The sequence below is a fragment of the Pseudomonas sp. 30_B genome (genome assembly GCF_017491605.1).
GTDB lineage: Bacteria > Pseudomonadota > Gammaproteobacteria > Pseudomonadales > Pseudomonadaceae > Pseudomonas.
Map to the genome: position 1 here is coordinate 211,861 of NZ_JAFGYY010000007.1, position 18,224 is coordinate 230,084.

Below are 18,224 nucleotides of genomic sequence, written 5' to 3' on the forward strand. Positions count from 1 at the left end.
AACCATGAGCGCACGTCACTTCCTCTCGATGCTGGATTACACGACCGAAGAACTGCTCGGTCTGATCCGCCGCGCCACCGAGCTGAGGGACCTGCGAAACCGAGGCGTACTCTACGAACCGCTGAAGAACCGCGTGCTCGGCATGATCTTCGAGAAGGCCTCGACCCGGACGCGGATTTCCTTCGAAGCCGGCATGATCCAGCTCGGCGGCCAGGCCATCTTCCTCTCCCCGCGCGACACCCAGCTGGGCCGTGGCGAGCCGATCGCCGACGCCGCGCGGGTGATGTCGCGGATGGTCGATGCGGTGATGATCCGCACCTTCGCCCACAGCAACCTGATCGAGTTCGCGGAAAACTCCCGCGTGCCGGTGATCAACGGCCTGTCGGACGATCTGCACCCCTGCCAGTTGCTGGCCGACATGCAGACCTTCCATGAGCATCGCGGCAGCATCGCCGGCAAGACCGTGGCCTGGATCGGCGACGGCAACAACATGTGCAACAGCTACATCGAGGCGGCGATCCGCTTCGACTTCCAGCTCAACGTGGCCTGCCCGGAAGGCTACGAGCCGAACGCCGCGCTGATGGAGCTGGCCGGCGAGCGCGTGAAGATCTTCCGCGCCCCGCGCGAAGCGGTAGCCGGCGCGCACCTGGTGAGCACCGACGTCTGGGCCTCCATGGGCCAGGAAGACGAAGCGGCCGCGCGCCTGCGCCTGTTCCAGCCATATCAGGTAACACGTGCGCTGCTCGATGGCGCCGCGGCGGATGTACTATTCATGCACTGCCTGCCGGCCCACCGTGGCGAAGAGATCAGCGTTGACCTGCTGGACGACGCGCGCTCCGTGGCCTGGGACCAGGCGGAAAACCGTCTCCACGCCCAGAAGGCCCTGCTCGAACTGCTGGTCGAGCACGCCCACTACGCCTGAGAACCTGTCCGTTCGCTGCCCGTTTCGCACGGGCGGCGCTGGAAGCAGGAGCCGGCGTAGACTGCGCTTCCTTCCTGCTTCCGCCCGGCCCGGACTGTGCCCGGCGAAATGCCGAACAGGTTCCAAGCCCGATGCCCCAACCGCTGCTGCTCACCCTCGATAACCTTTCCTGTGGCTATGAACAGCAGCGCGTGGTGCAAGGGGTCAACCTGCACCTGAACGCCGGCGACATCGGTTGCCTGCTCGGCCCCTCGGGCTGCGGCAAGACCACCACCCTGCGCGCCATCGCCGGATTCGAACCGATTCAGAGCGGCCGTATCGAGCTGGCCGGCGAAGTGATTTCCCGCCCGGGCTTCACCCTGTCGCCGGAGAAGCGCCGGATCGGCATGGTGTTCCAGGATTACGCGCTGTTCCCGCACCTGTCGGTGGCGGACAACATCGCCTTCGGCATCCGCAAGCACCCCGAGCGCGAGCGCATCGTCGGCGAACTGCTGGAACTGGTGAAGCTCGACAGTCTTGGCCAGCGCTTCCCCCACGAACTTTCCGGCGGCCAGCAACAACGCGTGGCCCTGGCCCGCGCGCTGGCCCCGCAACCACAATTGCTGCTGCTCGACGAGCCCTTCTCCAACCTCGATGTGGAGCTGCGCCGCCAGCTCAGCCACGAGGTGCGCGACATCCTCAAGGCGCGCGGCACCAGCGCCATCCTGGTCACCCATGATCAGGAAGAAGCCTTCGCCGTCAGCGACCACGTCGGCGTATTCCGCCACGGCCGGCTGGAACAGTGGGATACCCCGTTCAATCTCTACCACGAGCCGCAGACGCCCTTCGTCGCCAGCTTCATCGGCCAGGGCTATTTCATTCGCGGCCAGATGCGTGGCGCCGATGCGGTGCAGACCGAACTGGGCGTGCTGCGCGGCAACCGCGCCTACAGCCTGCCCGACGGTAGCGCGGTGGACGTACTGCTGCGTCCGGACGACCTGGTCCCGGCCGTCGACGGCGCACTGAAGGCGCGGATCGTCGGCAAGTCATTCCTCGGCGCGGCGACCCTCTACCGCCTGCAGCTGCCCACCGGCACCCAGCTGGAATCGATCTTCCCCAGCCATGCCGATCACCAGCCCGGCGATGAGGTGGGCATCAGCGTCGCCGCCGAGCACCTGGTGCTGTTCCCCGCCCAGGGCAGCGTGGAAGCGCAGCAGGTTCTCAGCCGTCAACGCTGACGATCAGATAACCATCCGGCCGCTGGCGATCAGCCGCGCCTGGCCGGCGATGCGCACCCGATCCCCCTCCAGCCGGCACCACAGCTCGCCGCCGCGCGCCGAGCACTGGTAGGCGCTCATCTGCAACTTGTTCAGGCGCTGCGACCAGTAGGGGATCAGGCTGCAATGGGCGGCGCCGGTCACCGGGTCTTCGTTGAGGCCGATGGCCGGGGCGAAGAAGCGCGAGACGAAGTCATGGTCCTCGCCACGCGCGGTGACGATCACCCCCAGATACGGCATGCGCGCCAGCGCCGCGAAATCGGGCGAGCAACTGCGCACCGCGTACTCGGACTCCAGCAGTACCAGCAGGTGCGCCTGGGTATTCAGGGCGTCCACCACCGGCAGGCCCAGCGCCTGCTCAAGCTCCACGGTGCTGCCCGCTTCGCTCGGCGGCTGGGCTGGGAAATCCAGGGCCAGCCGGCCCTCCTCGCGGAACACCCGCAGCGGTCCGGATTGCGAGTTGAACTCCAGGGACTGGCCCGGCTCGCCGAACACCTCGAACAGCACATAGGCGCTGGCCAGGGTCGCATGGCCGCACAGCGGCACCTCGGCGGTCGGGGTAAACCAGCGGATGCGCCAGCCGTCGGCCTCGTTCACCAGAAATGCAGTCTCGGACAGGTTGTGCTCGGCGGCGATCTTCTGCATCAGCTCGTCGGCCAGCCAGGCATCCAGGCGGTAAACCATCGCCGGGTTGCCGGCGAAGGGACGGTCGGTGAACGCATCCACCTGATGGAAGTCGAGTTGCATGGCAGTCTCCTGAAAAGTGATGCCCGAGCATGACAGAAGCCGGCGAACGGCGAACCGTACAGAACGGACCAGACAGTCCCTTGCTTTGACCGTTAAGCCCCCGACCGTTCAGCTTCGGCCGATGGGCGCGAACGTTGCGGACGTCAGCCCGGCCAGGGTCTCGGCGCTCAATTCCACTTCCAGTCCACGACGGCCGGCGCTGACATGGATGGTCGGGAAGCCCTGGGCGGATTCGTCGATGAAGGTGCGCAGGCGCTTCTTCTGCCCCAGCGGGCTGATGCCGCCGACCAGGTAGCCGGTGGCGCGCTGGGCGGCGTTCGGGTCGGCCATGTCGGCCTTCTTCACCCCGGCGGCATGGGCCAGCGCCTTGAGGTCCAGGGTGCCGGCCACCGGCACCACCGCCACCAGCAGCTCGCCCTTCTCGCTGGCGGCCAACAGGGTCTTGAACACCCGGGCCGGGTCGAGGTTGAGCTTCTCGGCGGCCTCCAATCCATAGGACGGCGCCTTGGGGTCGTGCTCGTAGCTCAGCACCTGGTGTTTGGCACGGTTCTTCTTCAGCAGGTCGATGGCGGGGGTCATGGTCGTGCGGGGTTCTCGCAGGCGGCTTTCCAGCGCATAACAGTAAGCCAAGGTGTGGCTCACTGCACGATGTTCGCTTCACCGACGGGGATGAATCCCGTATGTTCACCGCCATTCCCCTCCCGGCCCTGCCGCCGGGACTGCCGAACGGAATCCGCACAAGGCCGCCGCCATGACGAACCTTACGAACAAGAAATACATCGTTGCCCTCGACCAGGGCACCACCAGTTCGCGCGCCATCATCTTCGACCATGACGCCAACGTGGTCAGCGTGGCCCAACGCGAGTTCGCGCAGATCTATCCGCAGCCGGGCTGGGTCGAGCACGACCCCATGGAAATCTGGGCGACCCAGAGTTCGACTCTGGTGGAAGCCCTGGCCCAGGCCAACATCGGTGTCGCCGAGGTGGCCGCCATCGGCATCACCAACCAGCGCGAGACCACCCTGGTGTGGGACAAGGCCACCGGCCGGCCGATCCACAACGCCATCGTCTGGCAGTGCCGGCGCAGCGCGGCGATCTGCGAGCAGCTCAAGCGCGACGGCCTGGAGCAGCACATCCGCGACACCACCGGCCTGGTCATCGACCCGTATTTCTCCGGCACCAAGCTCAAGTGGATCCTCGACAACGTCGACGGCGCGCGCGAGCGTGCACAGCGTGGCGAGCTGCTGTTCGGCACGGTGGACAGCTGGCTGATCTGGAAGCTCACCGAGGGCGAGGTGCATGTCACCGACTACACCAACGCCTCGCGCACCCTGATGTTCGATATCCACAAGCGCGACTGGGACGAGCGCCTGCTCGCCGCGCTGGACGTGCCGCGCACCATGCTGCCGCAGGTGCGTGCATCCTCCGAAATCTACGGCCATGCCAAGGTCGGCGGCCTCGGCGTGCACCGCACGCCCATTGCCGGGATCGCCGGCGACCAGCAGGCCGCGCTGTTCGGCCAGATGTGCGTGGAGCCGGGCCAGGCGAAGAACACCTACGGCACCGGCTGCTTCCTGCTGATGAACACCGGGGCCAAGGCGGTGAAATCCACCCATGGCCTGCTCACCACCATCGCCTGCGGCCCGCGCGGCGAAGTGGCCTACGCGCTGGAGGGCGCGGTGTTCAACGGCGGTTCCACCGTGCAATGGCTGCGCGACGAACTGAAGGTGATCGGCGATGCCCGCGATTCCGAGTACTTCGCCACCAAGGTGAAGGACAGCAACGGCGTCTACCTGGTCCCCGCCTTCACCGGCCTCGGCGCGCCCTACTGGGACCCGTACGCCCGTGGCGCGATGTTCGGCCTGACCCGTGGGGTAAAAGCCGACCACCTGATCCGCGCCACCCTGGAATCCATCGCCTACCAGACCCGCGACGTGCTCGACGCCATGCAGCAGGACGCCGGCGAGCCGCTGCGCGCCCTGCGCGTGGACGGCGGCGCGGTGGCCAACAACTTCCTCATGCAGTTCCAGGCCGACATACTCGGCACCCCGGTGGAACGCCCGCAGATGCGCGAAACCACCGCCCTCGGCGCAGCCTTGCTGGCGGGGCTGGCCTGCGGTTTCTGGGGGAGCCTCGCGGAGCTGAAGAACAAAGCCGTGATCGAGCGGGTATTCCAGCCGGCGTGTGACGAGGCGGAGCGAGCGCGGTTGTATGCCGGGTGGAAGAAAGCCGTGGAGCGCACGCGCGGTTGGGCCGCGGACGACTGAAAGTTGGGTGCCATTTCTACCCTCACCCTAACCCTCTCCCAGAGGGAGAGGGGACTGATCGGTGCAGGCTGACACCGTGGCATCAGCCGGTACGGACGGCTCCCTCTCCCTCCGGGAGAGGGCTGGGGTGAGGGAAAGCCGCCCGCACCGAACTCACCCGGCATGACAGCGCCGCCCCACTGCGGCATCCTTGCCCCTTCGGCCCGTCCACACGAGCACCGCGCATGAACCTGCCACCCCGACAGCAAAGCATCCTCGACCTGGTCCGCGAACGCGGCTACCTGAGCATCGAGGAACTCGCCCAGCAGTTCGCCGTGACCCCGCAGACCATTCGCCGCGACATCAACCAGCTTGCCGAACAGAGCCTGCTGCGCCGCTACCACGGCGGCGCGGCCTGGGATTCGAGCGTCGAGAACACCGCCTACAATACCCGCGCCGACCAGATGCGCGACGAGAAGCAGCGCATCGCCGAAGCGATCGCCGCGCACATCCCGGACAACGCCTCGCTGTTCATCAACATCGGCACCACCACCGAGGCCATCGCCCGCGCCCTGCTCGGCCACAGCCACCTGAAGATCATCACCAACAACCTGCACGTGGCCAGCATCCTCGCCGGCAAGGACGACTTCGAAGTGCTGGTCGCCGGGGGCACCGTGCGCAGCGACGGCGGCGTGGTCGGCCAGGCGGCGGTGGACTTCATCGAGCAGTTCCGCGTCGACTTCGCGGTGGTCGGCATCAGTGGCATCGACGAAGACGGCAGCCTGCTGGACTTCGACTACCAGGAAGTGCGCGTCTCCCGCGCCATCATCGACAACGCCCGGCAGGTGTTCCTCGCCGCCGACTCCAGCAAATTCGGGCGCAACGCCATGGTGCGCCTGGGCCCGATCGCCCTGGTCAACCGCGTGTTCACCGACAGCCCGCCGCCCGCCGCCGTGGCGCGCCTGCTGGCGCAGCACAAGGTCCAGCTCGAACTGGTCTGAGCCGGCGCCCCAGTCGACAGTTTCAATTTCGAAAATCTGACGAACGCTTGCGCGATTTCGCGCCTCGGGGTGGTCATGTTTCGTTCATCGAACTAAGATATTTTCGAAAACGAACATAAACGCGTTCACTTCCACTCCCGAGGCGGCCCCATGAACCCAACCCGCTCGCGCCACGCGCCCCTGGCCGAAGTCTATGACCTGGCTGTCGTCGGCGGCGGCATCAATGGCGTGGGGATCGCGGCGGACGCCGCCGGGCGTGGCCTGTCGGTGTTCCTTTGCGAACAGCATGACCTCGCCAGCCATACCTCCTCCGCCAGCAGCAAGCTGATCCACGGCGGCCTGCGCTACCTCGAACATCACGAATTCCGCCTGGTGCGCGAAGCCCTGGCCGAGCGCGAAGTGCTGCTGGCGAAGGCGCCGCATATCGTCCACCCGCTGCGTTTCGTCCTCCCGCACCGCCCGCACCTGCGCCCGGCCTGGATGATCCGCGCCGGGCTGTTCCTCTACGACCACCTCGGCAAGCGCGAGAAGCTGCCGGGTTCGCGCGGTCTGCGCTTTGGTCCGGAAAGCCCGCTGAAGACCGAGATCACCCGCGGTTTCGAATATTCCGACTGTGCCGTCGACGACGCCCGCCTGGTGGTACTCAACGCCATGAGCGCCCGCGAGCACGGCGCGCACATCCACCCGCGCACCCGCTGCGTCAGCGCACGGCGCAGCAAGGGCCTGTGGCACCTGCACCTGGAACGCAAGGACGGCAGCCTCTATTCGGTCCGCGCCCGTTGCCTGGTCAACGCCGCCGGCCCCTGGGTCGACCGCTTCCTGCGCGAGGAACTGCGCCAGAAACCGCCCTACGGCATCCGCCTGATCCAGGGCAGCCATCTGATCGTGCCGCGCCTGTACGAGGGCGAGCATGCCTACATCCTGCAGAACGAAGACCGCCGCATCGTCTTTGCCATTCCCTACCTGCAGCGCTTCACCCTGATCGGCACCACCGACCGCGAATACCAGGGCGACCCGGCGCAAATCCGCATCAGCGAGGAAGAAACCGATTACCTGTTGAACGTCGTCAATGCCCACTTCAAGCGCCAGCTCGGCCGCGCGGACATCCTGCGCAGCTTCTCCGGAGTACGCCCGCTGTGCGACGACGAATCCGACGATCCTTCCGCCGTCACCCGCGACTACACCCTGGCGCTGGACAACACGCCCGGCGAAGCCCCGCTGCTCTCGGTGTTCGGCGGCAAGCTGACCACCTACCGCAAGCTCGCCGAAGCCGCGCTGGAACAACTGGCGCCCCACTTCGTCGGCGTCATGGGCCCACGCTGGACCGCCAGCGCCCCGCTGCCCGGCGGCGAAGCGATGGTCAGCGTCGAGGACCTCGCCGTGCAGTTGATGGAACACCTGCGCCAGCTCGACCCGGCCCTCGCCCGGCGTTGGGCCAGCACCTACGGCAGCCGCGTGTGGAAACTGCTGGACGGCGCCGCCAACCTCAGCGAACTGGGCGAACACCTGGGCGGCGGGCTCTACGCCCGCGAAGTGGAATACCTGTGCCGCGAAGAGTGGGCGCGCGACGCCGAAGACATCCTCTGGCGGCGCACCAAGCTCGGCCTGTTCCTCACGGCCCGGCAGCAGGAGCGGCTGGAGCAGTTCCTGCACAGCGAAAGCCCGCTGGAACCGAGCACGCAGGTGGCCTGATAGCCCGTCGCCTCAGAGCGACGCGTTCAGCTCGCTGATCAGCTCTTCGCGCTGGCGCAGCGACTCCAGCGCGCTTTCCCCCAACCGCCCCGCCACTTCGCTGAGCAGCCCCTGCGCCAGCAGCATGAAGGCGCACATGCTGTTGCTGTAGAACAGGCTGTGGTTCGGCACGTAGAAACTATGGCGCGCCACCTTCGCCAGCGGTGAGCTGGACGAATCGGTCAGGGCCACCACTTCGATGCCATGGCGCGCGGCGACTTCCGCCGTGGCCAGCACACTGGGCGTATAGGGGAAGCAACTGGCGACCACCAGCACATCGCCGGCATCCAGTTGCGCCAGGGCATCGGCCACACCCTGGCGACTTGCGTCCAGCGCGGCCACGTCCTGGCGCAACATGCCCAGGCCGTAGGACATGAACAGCGCCAGCGAGGTGAACTGGCGCATGCCGTGGATGCGAACGCGGCGGGCGCTGGCCAGCAGTTCCACCACGCGGGCGAAGACTTCCGGCTCGACCTGCTCGATCATCCCGGCGATGTTGGTGCTTTCCTGCCGGCCCAGGCGGGTCAGGCGCGACAGCGTGGTGTCCGCCGGGGTCAGCAGCAGGCGCGAAGCCTGGTCGCTGTAGAAGCTCTTGCCTTCGGTCAGCTCGCGGCGGAACACGTCCTGGAACTTGCTGAAGCCGCCGTAGCCCAGGCGCTGGGCCAGGCGCGACAGCGTCGAGGCATTCACCCCGAGCTGTTCGGCCAGTTCGCTGATGGAGGACACCGCGGTACGCTGCGGCGCCTCGATCAGCGCCGCCAGCACCCGCCGCGAGCTGCCGCCCAGGGAGATGTCCGTCTCGCCTCGCTCGATAGCCTCCAGCAGCTGCTTGAGGGCTCCCAGGTTATCGGGCAGTGCGGCGGGCGCTTGGGTCATCGGGCAGGTCCGTTGGCGGATGAAGGGCGGATACTGCCGGCGGCCTCGACGTGCTGGACGTCCGGCTGGCAGTAGACGCGCCATTCTACCGAGTTCGCCCCGATGCGAAATACGGCGGTGGCCAGGGTATTTTCCTCGTCCGGATCGTCCGCCGCGCGACGGTAGATCGGCAGCTCGGCATCGGCACCGTCGCGCAAGATCGACAGCGCACGCGCCTCGTCGAGCGTCCCGCCCGCATCGCCGAGCAACACATCGACGCGTCGCTGGCGACTGTCGGAGCTGCCGGTGATGCGCTGGCCGAAGGCGTCCAGGCCGGCATCCAGCAGATGGTTGGAGTGCCCGCTGGGGCGCCTGACCTTGCGCACCATGACGCCGGATGAACAGGCTTCGACGCTCAGCAGATGACCTGAGCCGACCTGCCCGAGGGCATGGTGGAAGGCTCCGGCGCGACCTGCGCGGGACAACACTTCGACGGCCTCGTCCAGGCTGGCGCAATCCAGCACCGCACGGGCCAGCACCTGACGCGGCAGGCCGGTCGGGATGCTGCTCGGGCGGATATTGTTCACCGTGCTGACCAGCCCGGCGGCATTCACCGCGAAGGTGTGGCCGGGAATGGAGCCCGGATAGACGAAGCTGGTGAAGGCCATGCCCTGCTCGGGCGTTGCCTGCAGCACGCCACAGGCGCCATCGAGGGACGGCAGGCCGTCCTCGTTGTGGGCGATCAGCCAGCCGTCGGCGGTAGGACCGAACACCGTGGTGCAGCCATCCACGCTTTGCGGGCGGACGAAATCGCCCCGGCAGTTCCACAGGAAGACTTCCTCGACCGGCAATTCCAGGCCGTCGGCCAGACCACGGATTTCCTCCCAGATGCGCGGGAAGTCCGCCTCAACCTGCGCCTGCATGGCCTGCGCCACATCGGAGCCGGCCAGGGCCGCCAGGCTCTGCCACAAGGGCAGCGGGCGCAGGCGCTGCTGCACCGCGTCGCGGCCGAAGCGGCCCAGGCCCAGGCCGATGTCGTAGGGGCTGCCGCCCAGATTCAGGGGTTGAAGGATCATCGGCGCACCTCAGGCGACATGTTGCAGGAACTCGCGCAGGCGCGGGCTGGTGGGATTGCCGATCAGGCTGGCGGGGTCGCCGTCCTCGGTGATCCGCCCCTTGTCGATGAAGATCAGCCGCGAGGCGACCTTGCGGGCGAAGTCGATCTCGTGGGTGACGATGACCATGGTCATGCCCTCCTCCGCCAAGTCCTTCATCACCTGCAGCACTTCGTGGCGCAGCTCCGGATCGAGCGCCGAGGTGGGCTCGTCGAACAGCATCAGCTTGGGCTTTACCGCCAGGGCGCGGGCAATGGCCACGCGCTGCTGCTGACCGCCGGAGAGCTCCGACGGGTAATGCCCGGCGCGCTCCGACAGGCCGACCTTGGCCAGCAGCGTGCGCGCCAGCGCCTCGGCGTCGGCCTTCTTCGCCCCGCGTACGCGGACCGGCCCGAAGGCAACGTTTTCCAGCGCGGTCATCTGCGGGAACAGGTGGAACTGCTGGAACACCATCCCCGCCTCCTGGCGGATCAGGCGTTCGTCCACCTTCGGATCATTGACCTCCATGCCGTCGACGAACAGTTCGCCGCCGGTGATCACTTCCAGCTTGTTGATGCAGCGCAGCAAGGTGGACTTGCCGGACCCGGACGGACCGATGATGACCACCACTTCGCCGCTGCCGATCTTCAGGTTGATGTCGTGGAGCACTTCGGTCTGGCCGAAATGCTTGGAGACCTGCTTGAACTCGATCATAGGATCTTCAGCCTCGATTCCATGCGCCGCAGCACGTAGCTCAATACCAGGGTGATGATCAGGTAGATCACCGCCACCGCCGACCAGATTTCCATCGCGCGGAAGTTGCCGGCGATCACCTCCTGGCCCTGGCGGGTCAGTTCGGCGACGCCGATGACGATGAACAGCGAGGTGTCCTTGATGCTGACGATCCACTGGTTGCCCAGCGCCGGAATCATCCGACGGAAGGCCAGCGGCGCGATCACGTAGCGCAGCGTGTCGCGCCCGGACAGCCCCAGCGCCAGCCCCGCCTCGCGGAAGCCCTTGTTCACCGAGAGCAGCGCGCCGCGGGTGATCTCGGCGATGTAGGCCCCGGAGTTGATCATGATGGTGACCACCGCCGCACTGAACGGATCGATGCGCACCGGGATCATCAGCGGCAAGGCGAAGTAGATGAACATCACCTGGACCATGATCGGCGTGCCACGGATCAGCTCGACGAACAGCAGCGCCAGGCGGCTGCCGATGAAGCCGCCGTAGGCGCGGCCGACACCGGCCACCAGGCCGATCACCGCGCCGCCGATCAGGCCGAGGATGGATATCCACAGGGTCAGCCGGGCGCCCTCGAGCAGCACCGGCAACGCGTCCCAGATGGCGGACCATTGGAAATGCATGGATGCCTACCTCGTCTTATTTCGGGTCGGTGCCGAACCACTTGCGGTAGATCTGCGCATAGGTGCCGTTCTCGCGCAGCTTCTTCAGCGCGGCGTTCACCGGCTCACGCAGTTCGCTGCCCTTGGGGAAACCGATGCCGTACTGCTGGGCCATCATCTGCTCGCCCACGGCCTTCACCTGGCCGTCGCCGGCGGTCTTGATGTAGTAGAGGACGTTGGGGGTGTCGTGCATGGCGGCATCGACGCGGCCGGTGCGCAGCTCCAGGTAGGCGTTGTCGACGTTGGGGAACTGGCGCAGGTCGCCGGCCTTCAGATTGGCCTTGGCGTAGTCCGCCGCCGAGGTGCCGCTCTTCACCGCCAGGCTCTTGCCGGCGATGTCCGCGGAGCTCTTGATGCTGTCGTTGTCGGCCTTGACCATCAGCAGGAAGCCGCTGTCGTAGTAGCCGTCGGAGAAATCGATGACCTGCTTGCGGTCTTCCTTGATGGTGATGCCGGCCAGGGCGGCATCGACGTTGCGGGTCTGCAGCGCGGGGATGATGCCGTTGAAGTCCATCGGCTTGAGCTGGTAGGTCACGCCCATTTCCTTGGCGATGGCTTCCCAGAGGTCGATGTCGAAGCCGACGTACTTGTCGCCCTGCTTGAACTCGAAGGGAACGAAGGCGGTGTCGGTGGCGATCAGCAGTTCCTTGTCGGCGGCCATCGAATGAGTGGCGGCGAGCAGGGACAGCGCGGCGAACGAGGCTTGAAGCAGCTTTTTCATGCAGGACTTCCTCTTGCGGGACGGCGGGATGCGCCAGCCCTGAGGCCGGCGCGCATTAGCGGCAGTTCGATGCAACGGGCCAGGGCCCGGACTTTATTGTTTTAAGCGGCTAACCCAGATTCGGGGCTGCATGCACTTGAGTGCTTTCGTGCAAAATAAACATGCAAATAAAATCATTGCAAGCATTTTTCGCTGACGTGCAAATCCGCCGAAACGACTTCAACTGCCCATTTCATGCGGATTAACGCTGAAACAGCGGGCCCCAGCGAACCAACCCCACCTTCCAGGTGCGCAAGAAAAATTTGCCAAGCGCAAAAATGCATTTAATATTTGCGCAAACTCCCTGGAGGTCACCATGAGCCACGTCCTGCACCGCAGCCTCACCCAGTCCTACCCCACGGCCGTTCGCGGCGATGGCGCCTACCTGATCGACAGCGAGGGCCGCCGCTACCTCGACGCCAGCGGTGGCGCGGCGGTGTCCTGCCTGGGGCACAGCGATGCCGAGGTGATCGAGGCGGTGCGCCGGCAGATCGGCACCCTGGCCTATGCCCACACCTCCTTCTTCACCAGCCAGCCGATGGAAGAGCTGGCCGACTTCCTGATCGCCCGCGCCCCCGCCGGGATGCGCTCGGTGTACTTCGTCTCCGGTGGTTCGGAAGCGGTGGAGGCAGCACTCAAGCTGGCCCGCCAGTACTTCGTGGAGATCGGCCAGCCGCAGCGCACGCACCTGATCGCACGGCGCCAGAGCTACCACGGCAACACCCTCGGCGCCCTGGCCACCGGCGGCAACGCCTGGCGGCGCCAGCAGTTCCAGCCGCTGTTGATCGACGTCAGCCACGTCAGCCCCTGCTACGCCTATCGCGGCCAGGCCGAGGGCGAAACACCGGAAGCCTACGGCGAACGCCTGGCCCGTGAACTGGAGACGGAAATCCTCAACCTGGGCGCGGACAAGGTCATGGCCTTCGTCGCCGAACCGGTGGTGGGCGCCACCCTCGGCGCGGTGACCGCCGTGCCGGGCTACTTCAAGCGCGTGCGGGAAATCTGCGACCGCTACGGCGTGCTGCTGATCCTCGATGAAGTGATGTGCGGGATGGGCCGCACCGGCACGCTGTTCGCCGCCGAACAGGAAGGTATCAGCGCCGACCTCATCACCATCGCCAAGGGCCTGGGCGCCGGCTACCAGCCGATTGGCGCGACCCTGGTCAGCCAGCGTATCCACGACGCCATTGCCCAAGGCTCGGGCTTCTTCCAGCACGGCCACACCTACATCGGCCATGCCACGGCCTGCGCGGCCGCCCTGGCGGTGCAGAAGACCATCGAACAACGCGACCTCCTGCCGCGTGTGCGCGATCTCGGCGAGAAACTGCAGCAACGCTTGCGCAGCGTGCTGGGCGAGCATCCGAACATCGGCGATATCCGTGGTCGTGGGTTGTTCCAGGGCCTGGAGCTGGTGGCCGACCGCGCCAGCAAAGCCCCCTTCCCCGCCGAGGCGAAACTGCACGCGCGGATCAAGAAGGCCGCCATGCAGGAGGGTTTGATGTGCTACCCCATGGGCGGCACCCTGGATGGCCGCAGCGGCGACCATATCCTCCTGGCCCCGCCCTTCATCCTCGAAGAGGCGCAGCTGGACGAACTGGTCGAGAAGCTGCAGCGCGCCATCGTAAAAGCCGTCGGCAGCCTCTGAGGGACTGAACATGAAGATCGATTCGCGCCTCACCCCGCTCACCGACGCGAACATGGACGATGAACAACGCCGCGTGCTCCAGGACATTCTCAGCGGCCCACGCGGCAACCTCGACGGCCCGTTCCTGGCCTGGGTGCACAGCCCCGGCCTTGCGGACAACGCGCAGAAACTCGGCGCCTTCTGTCGCTACGGCACACGCCTGGAGCTACGCCTGAGCGAACTGGCGATCCTGGTCACCGCCGCCTGGTGGCAATCCCAGGCGGAATGGCAGATCCACGAACCCATCGCGCGCCAGGCGGGCATCAGCGACGAGGTGATCGAAGCCCTGCGCACCAACCGGACGCCGGATTTCGAACGGGACGACGAACGCCTGATCCATCGCCTGGGCCGCTCGCTGTACGAGACTCGACGTATCGACCCAAGCTTGTACGAGGAGGCGACGGCCTGCTTCGGCGAGGCAGGCCTGGTGGAGCTGGTGGGGATTTTCGGCTACTACGCGCTGGTCGCCATGACGCTCAATGCTTTTGCCGTACGGCGCGGCACCGAGACACCGCTGCCATTCAGCGAGCCCTGAGGTTCTTCAGGCACGTTCGGCCAGAAGGGCCTCCAGCTCCGCGATGCGCGCCTGCAGGCGCTCGCGTTCGGCGCGCTCGGCGCTGATGTCTTCGAACACGCTGATCAGGTGGTCGGGCATGCCGTCCTGGCGGCGGCGTTGCAGCGAGGTGCGCACGCGCACCCAGACGTACTCGCCGTCGCGCCGACGCACACGTTTTTCCACCACGTAGCGGTCGAAACGGCCGGCCAGCAACTGGCGCAGCAGTTCGAGATTCTTGCCCAGGTCATCCGGGTGGGTGAGCTCCTGGAAGGTCATGGCGTACAGCTCCAGCGGGCTGTAGCCGAGCAGTTCGCAGAGGCTGCCGTTGACCCGCTGCCAGCCGCCGTCCAGGCCGATGTAGGCCAGCGCACCCCAGGTCAGTTCGAAGATCGCGCGGAAGCGTTCCTCGCTGTTGCGCAGCGCTTCCTCGGTGATCATCCGCGCGGTGTTGTCCATGCTGATGCCGACCATCTTCACCGGCCGCCCCACGGCGTCCTGCACCACGGTGGCGCGGGAGGCGATCCAGCGCAGCGAGCCGTCGGGCTGGAAGATGCGGAAGTCGCACTCGCAGGTGCCGCCCTCGGCGATGCCGCGGTCGTACATGGCCTGCATCGCAGCGACGTCCTCCGGCGGCAGGTGGCGCCAGAAGTCCTTGTTGGAGGTGACCGGCCAGCCGTAGACCGCCTCGACGTTCGGCGAGTAGGTCACTTCGTCGGTGATCAGGTTCCATTCCCAGGTGACGATGCGCGCCCCTTCCTGGGCCAGCTTCATGCGCGCTTCGCTTTCCATGATCTCGGCGGTGTAGCGGCGGCGCAGGTCGGTCATCGGCAGTTCGATGGGCTCGGCCTGCTGCACGTCGCGCAGGGCTTCCTCGCCGTAGCGCAGCCAGATCCAGTTGACCTTGAGGAAGTCCGCCAGCTTGCGCAGGTTGTCGTAATCGATCTCGCCGCCCTTGGTCCACTTGTGCACCGCGGTACGCGAGATGCCCAGGGCCGTGCCCACTGCCTGCAGGGTCAGCTTGTGGAGTTCGAGCAATTCCTTGAGACGGAAGGCGAAGCTGTTTTCCTGCATGGAAGGCGTGGTCCCTGAAGGTCGTCGAGGACCGCAGTATACACAGCTGTAAACTGATGGATAACAGAGGCGTGATGGTTGCGGATGGATAGGGCGTAGCCCGGTCGGGCGCTCTTTCTCAGCACCGTGCCGGAGCATCCCCCTCTCCCCCAGCCCTATCCCTCCGGGAGAGGGTTAGGGTGAGGGGCTCTCGTAGGAGCGGACTCCGTCCGCGATCAGCCGGCAAGGCCAGTGTTGGGCGGGTTCGCGAGCAAGCTCGCTCCTACAGGTCTACGCCAGCGCTCTTCGTAGGAGCGAGCTTGCTCGCGAACCGCACGGCACGAGGCCAATCGGGGACAAGGAACAAGGGCGTATGACGCTCGAGGTCATACGCCCTCACAGGTCAGAGATCGATCACCAGGCGCTCGCCACGCGCCCGCGAGACGCACAGCATCATGGTCTGCTGCGAGGCCTTTTCGTCGTCGGAGAGGTACTGGTCGAAGTGCTCGACCTCACCTTCGAGGATGGCCGTTTCGCAGGTGCCGCAAACGCCTTCGCGGCACAGGCATTCCACCTTGGCGGCCTTCACGTTCTCGATGGCCTGGATGATGCTCATGCCCTCTTCCACCCGCAGCTCGCGGCCGGAGCGGCCCAGCACCAGGGTGAAGGCACCACCGCTGGCCGGAGCCGCGGCGAACTGTTCGAAGTGCACGCGGGACTCGGCGATGCCGGCCTTTTTCGCACCCTCGATCACCGCGTCGATCAGCGGCTTGGGACCGCAGACGTAGACGTGGGCATCGTCGGCCAGCGAGGCGAACAGCCCGGCGAGGTCCAGGCGGCGCTCCAGGCTGTCGATGTAGAAGCGCACATTTTCAGCATGCGGACCGTCGGCCAGCTCGCCCTGGAAGGCGCCGTGTTCCGGGCTGCGGAAGGCGTAGTGCAGTTCATAGGGCACCGCGCCGCCTTCCAGCTCATGCAACTGGGAGAGGAACGGGGTGATGCCGATGCCGCCGGCGATCAGCACATGGCGTCCGGCCTTGGGGTCCAGGCCGAACAGGTTGTTCGGGGTGGAAATGGTCAGCTCGCTGCCGACTTCCACCTGCTGGTGCATGAAGGCCGAGCCACCCTTGGACTGTTCTTCCAGGCGCACGCCGATCTGGTAGTGGCTCAGGTCGCGCGGGTCGCTCATCAGCGAGTAGGCGTTGCTCAGGCCGTCGGTCATTTTCACGATCACGTGGCTGCCGCCGGTGAAGGCCGGCATCGGCTGGCCATCGGCGCGCGCCAGGGTGAAGCGCTTGATCTGCGGGGTCGCCTGTTCCACCGCGGTCACCCGCACGCTGAACATCTCGTATGTGTTGGCCATCATTCACCTCAATTGCGACACGGGGCGGCGGCCTCGCCGCCCCGGCTATTCCTCGGCCCGGCTCACACCGCCAGGCAGAGGTACTTGATTTCCAGGTAGTCCTCGATGCCGTACTTGGAGCCTTCGCGCCCCAGGCCGGACTGCTTCACCCCACCGAACGGCGCGACCTCGTTGGAGATCAGCCCGGTGTTGACCCCGACCATGCCGTACTCCAGGCGCTCGGCGACCCTGAACACGCGGGCCAGGTCGCGGCTGTAGAAGTACGCGGCCAGGCCGTAGAGGGTGTCGTTGGCCAGCTCGATCACTTCGGCGTCGGAGGAGAAGCGCACCAGCGCCGCCACCGGGCCGAAGATTTCGTCCTGCAGCAGGTCCATGCCAGGGCGGATGCCACCGAGCACGGTGGGCTCGAAGAAGTTGCCGCCGCGCGCATGGGGCTTGCCGCCCAGCACCAGCTTGGCGCCCTTGGCGGTGGCGTCGTCGACCAGGCTCTGCACCTTGGCCACGGCCTTGTCGGTGATCAGCGGACCGATCTGGGTGCCCGGCTCGGCGCCATGGCCGACCGCCAGTTCGCGCACGCGCTCGACGAAGCGTGCGGAGAAGCGCTCGTACACCGCGTCATGCACGTAGAAGCGGTTGACGCACACGCAGGTCTGCCCGGCGTTGCGGTACTTGGCGATCAGCGCGCCCTCCACCGCCGCCTCGATGTCGGCGTCCTCGAAGACGATGAACGGCGCGTTGCCACCCAGCTCCAGGGAGACTTTCTTGATGGTCTCGGCGCACTGCCCCATGAGCAGACGGCCGACCGGGGTGGAGCCGGTGAAGCTGAGCTTGCGCACCAGCGGATGGCCGGTGAGCTGGGCACCGATGGCCGGCGCATCGCCGGTGACTACGCTGAGCACGCCCGCCGGGATGCCGGCGCGTTCGGCCAGTTCCACCAGCGCCAGCGCGGAGAACGGGGTTTCGTTGGCTGGCTTGATCACCATGGTGCAGCCGGCGGCCAGGGCCGGCGCGGCCTTGCGGGTGATCATCGCCGCCGGGAAGTTCCACGGGGTGATGGCCGCGCAGACGCCGATGCCCTGCTTGATCACCAGCAGGCGCTTGTCCGCCGCCGGGCTGGGAATCACGTCGCCGTAGATGCGCTTGCCTTCTTCGGCGAACCACTCGATGAAGGACGCCGCGTAGCGGATTTCGCCAAGAGCTTCGTGCAGCGGCTTGCCCTGCTCGAAGGTCATCAGCCGGGCCAGGTCCTCTTCGTGTTCGAGCAGCAGTTCGAACCAGCGGCGCAGGATCTGCGCGCGCTCCTTGGCGGTCTTCGCCCGCCAGCCCTCCAGCGCGGCGTTGGCGGCTTCGATGGCGCGCACGGCTTCGGCGCCGCCCATCAGCGGCACGCTGCCCAGGCGCTCGCCGGTGGCCGGGTCATGCACGTCCAGGCTGCGGCCGTCGTCGGCGTCGCACCAGCGCCCATCGACGTAGGCTTGCTGGCGGAACAGGTTGGAATCGTTGAGTTTCACGCAAGGTACTCCGCGAGAGGCCGCCGGCCGTGAGGGCCGGCGG

Annotated in this window: 17 protein-coding genes; 7 read left to right on the forward strand and 10 right to left on the reverse strand. The window is 66.6% G+C overall.

Annotated features, from left to right (window positions below):
- Nucleotides 1-4 precede the first annotated feature (4 nt).
- Together argF and J5M67_RS10340 are read left to right on the forward strand one after the other, a co-directional pair.
- The gene (argF, locus tag J5M67_RS10335) at nt 5-922 is read left to right on the forward strand and encodes an ornithine carbamoyltransferase (protein WP_207885210.1); all 918 of its coding nucleotides are present in this window, start codon (nt 5-7) and stop codon (nt 920-922) included.
- A 131-nt stretch (nt 923-1,053) separates the two neighbouring features.
- Nucleotides 1,054-2,139, forward strand: coding sequence for an ABC transporter ATP-binding protein (locus J5M67_RS10340; protein WP_207885211.1), 1,086 nt, complete (start codon nt 1,054-1,056; stop codon nt 2,137-2,139).
- 3 nt (nt 2,140-2,142) lie between these two features.
- Here J5M67_RS10340 and J5M67_RS10345 read toward each other — a convergent pair whose 3' ends face one another.
- Entirely contained in the window at nt 2,143-2,925 is a 783-nt protein-coding gene (locus J5M67_RS10345) for a PhzF family phenazine biosynthesis protein (RefSeq protein WP_207885212.1), read from the reverse strand.
- 108 nt (nt 2,926-3,033) lie between these two features.
- Nucleotides 3,034-3,504 (reverse strand): Cys-tRNA(Pro) deacylase, encoded by a 471-nt coding sequence (ybaK, locus tag J5M67_RS10350; RefSeq protein WP_207885213.1) that lies wholly within the window; start codon nt 3,502-3,504, stop codon nt 3,034-3,036.
- A 172-nt stretch (nt 3,505-3,676) separates the two neighbouring features.
- On the opposite strand from ybaK, the gene glpK reads away from it, so the two are divergent.
- From glpK to glpD, 3 genes are all read left to right on the forward strand, one after another.
- Complete coding sequence (glpK, locus tag J5M67_RS10355) at nt 3,677-5,191, forward strand: glycerol kinase GlpK (protein WP_207885214.1); 1,515 nt, start codon at nt 3,677-3,679, stop codon at nt 5,189-5,191.
- A gap of 224 nt (nt 5,192-5,415) precedes the next feature.
- Nucleotides 5,416-6,171: a DeoR/GlpR family transcriptional regulator gene (locus J5M67_RS10360; RefSeq protein WP_152221201.1), complete on the forward strand. Its 756-nt coding sequence runs from the start codon at nt 5,416-5,418 to the stop codon at nt 6,169-6,171.
- Nucleotides 6,172-6,321: 150 nt separating this feature from the next.
- The gene (glpD, locus tag J5M67_RS10365) at nt 6,322-7,863 is read left to right on the forward strand and encodes a glycerol-3-phosphate dehydrogenase (protein WP_207885215.1); all 1,542 of its coding nucleotides are present in this window, start codon (nt 6,322-6,324) and stop codon (nt 7,861-7,863) included.
- Between the two features lie 12 nt (nt 7,864-7,875).
- Here glpD and J5M67_RS10370 read toward each other — a convergent pair whose 3' ends face one another.
- The 5 genes from J5M67_RS10370 to glnH are packed head-to-tail and all read right to left on the reverse strand — an operon-like array spanning nt 7,876 to nt 11,978.
- On the reverse strand, nt 7,876-8,778 hold the full coding sequence (locus J5M67_RS10370; protein ID WP_207885216.1) for a MurR/RpiR family transcriptional regulator: 903 nt from the start codon (nt 8,776-8,778) through the stop codon (nt 7,876-7,878).
- On the reverse strand, nt 8,775-9,833 hold the full coding sequence (locus J5M67_RS10375; protein WP_207885217.1) for a C45 family peptidase: 1,059 nt from the start codon (nt 9,831-9,833) through the stop codon (nt 8,775-8,777). Before J5M67_RS10375 ends, J5M67_RS10370 begins: the two co-directional genes overlap by 4 nt.
- Nucleotides 9,834-9,842: 9 nt before the next feature.
- Nucleotides 9,843-10,565 carry a glutamine ABC transporter ATP-binding protein GlnQ gene (gene glnQ, locus J5M67_RS10380; RefSeq protein WP_207885218.1) on the reverse strand — a complete coding sequence of 241 codons (723 nt, stop codon included), beginning with the start codon at nt 10,563-10,565 and terminating at the stop codon, nt 9,843-9,845.
- Nucleotides 10,562-11,218, reverse strand: coding sequence for a glutamine ABC transporter permease GlnP (gene glnP / locus J5M67_RS10385; RefSeq protein WP_207885219.1), 657 nt, complete (start codon nt 11,216-11,218; stop codon nt 10,562-10,564). Before glnP ends, glnQ begins: the two co-directional genes overlap by 4 nt.
- Before the next feature lie 16 nt (nt 11,219-11,234).
- Entirely contained in the window at nt 11,235-11,978 is a 744-nt protein-coding gene (glnH, locus tag J5M67_RS10390) for a glutamine ABC transporter substrate-binding protein GlnH (protein WP_207885220.1), read from the reverse strand.
- A 355-nt stretch (nt 11,979-12,333) separates the two neighbouring features.
- Here glnH and J5M67_RS10395 point away from each other — a divergent pair, with 355 nt between their 5' ends.
- Both J5M67_RS10395 and J5M67_RS10400 read left to right on the forward strand, forming a co-directional pair.
- Nucleotides 12,334-13,662 carry an aspartate aminotransferase family protein gene (locus J5M67_RS10395; protein ID WP_207885221.1) on the forward strand — a complete coding sequence of 443 codons (1,329 nt, stop codon included), beginning with the start codon at nt 12,334-12,336 and terminating at the stop codon, nt 13,660-13,662.
- Nucleotides 13,663-13,672: 10 nt separating this feature from the next.
- Nucleotides 13,673-14,236 (forward strand): carboxymuconolactone decarboxylase family protein, encoded by a 564-nt coding sequence (locus J5M67_RS10400; RefSeq protein ID WP_207885222.1) that lies wholly within the window; start codon nt 13,673-13,675, stop codon nt 14,234-14,236.
- A 6-nt stretch (nt 14,237-14,242) separates the two neighbouring features.
- On the opposite strand, the gene J5M67_RS10405 is transcribed toward J5M67_RS10400, so the two are convergent.
- The 3 genes from J5M67_RS10405 to gabD form a co-directional block, all read right to left on the reverse strand.
- The gene (locus J5M67_RS10405) at nt 14,243-15,328 is read right to left on the reverse strand and encodes a helix-turn-helix transcriptional regulator (protein ID WP_207885223.1); all 1,086 of its coding nucleotides are present in this window, start codon (nt 15,326-15,328) and stop codon (nt 14,243-14,245) included.
- Between the two features lie 382 nt (nt 15,329-15,710).
- A complete protein-coding gene (locus J5M67_RS10410; protein ID WP_207885224.1) occupies nt 15,711-16,670 on the reverse strand; it encodes a PDR/VanB family oxidoreductase in 960 nt (319 codons plus the stop codon).
- 62 nt (nt 16,671-16,732) lie between these two features.
- Nucleotides 16,733-18,181, reverse strand: coding sequence for an NADP-dependent succinate-semialdehyde dehydrogenase (gabD, locus tag J5M67_RS10415; protein WP_368735926.1), 1,449 nt, complete (start codon nt 18,179-18,181; stop codon nt 16,733-16,735).
- Nucleotides 18,182-18,224: the final 43 nt, after the last annotated feature.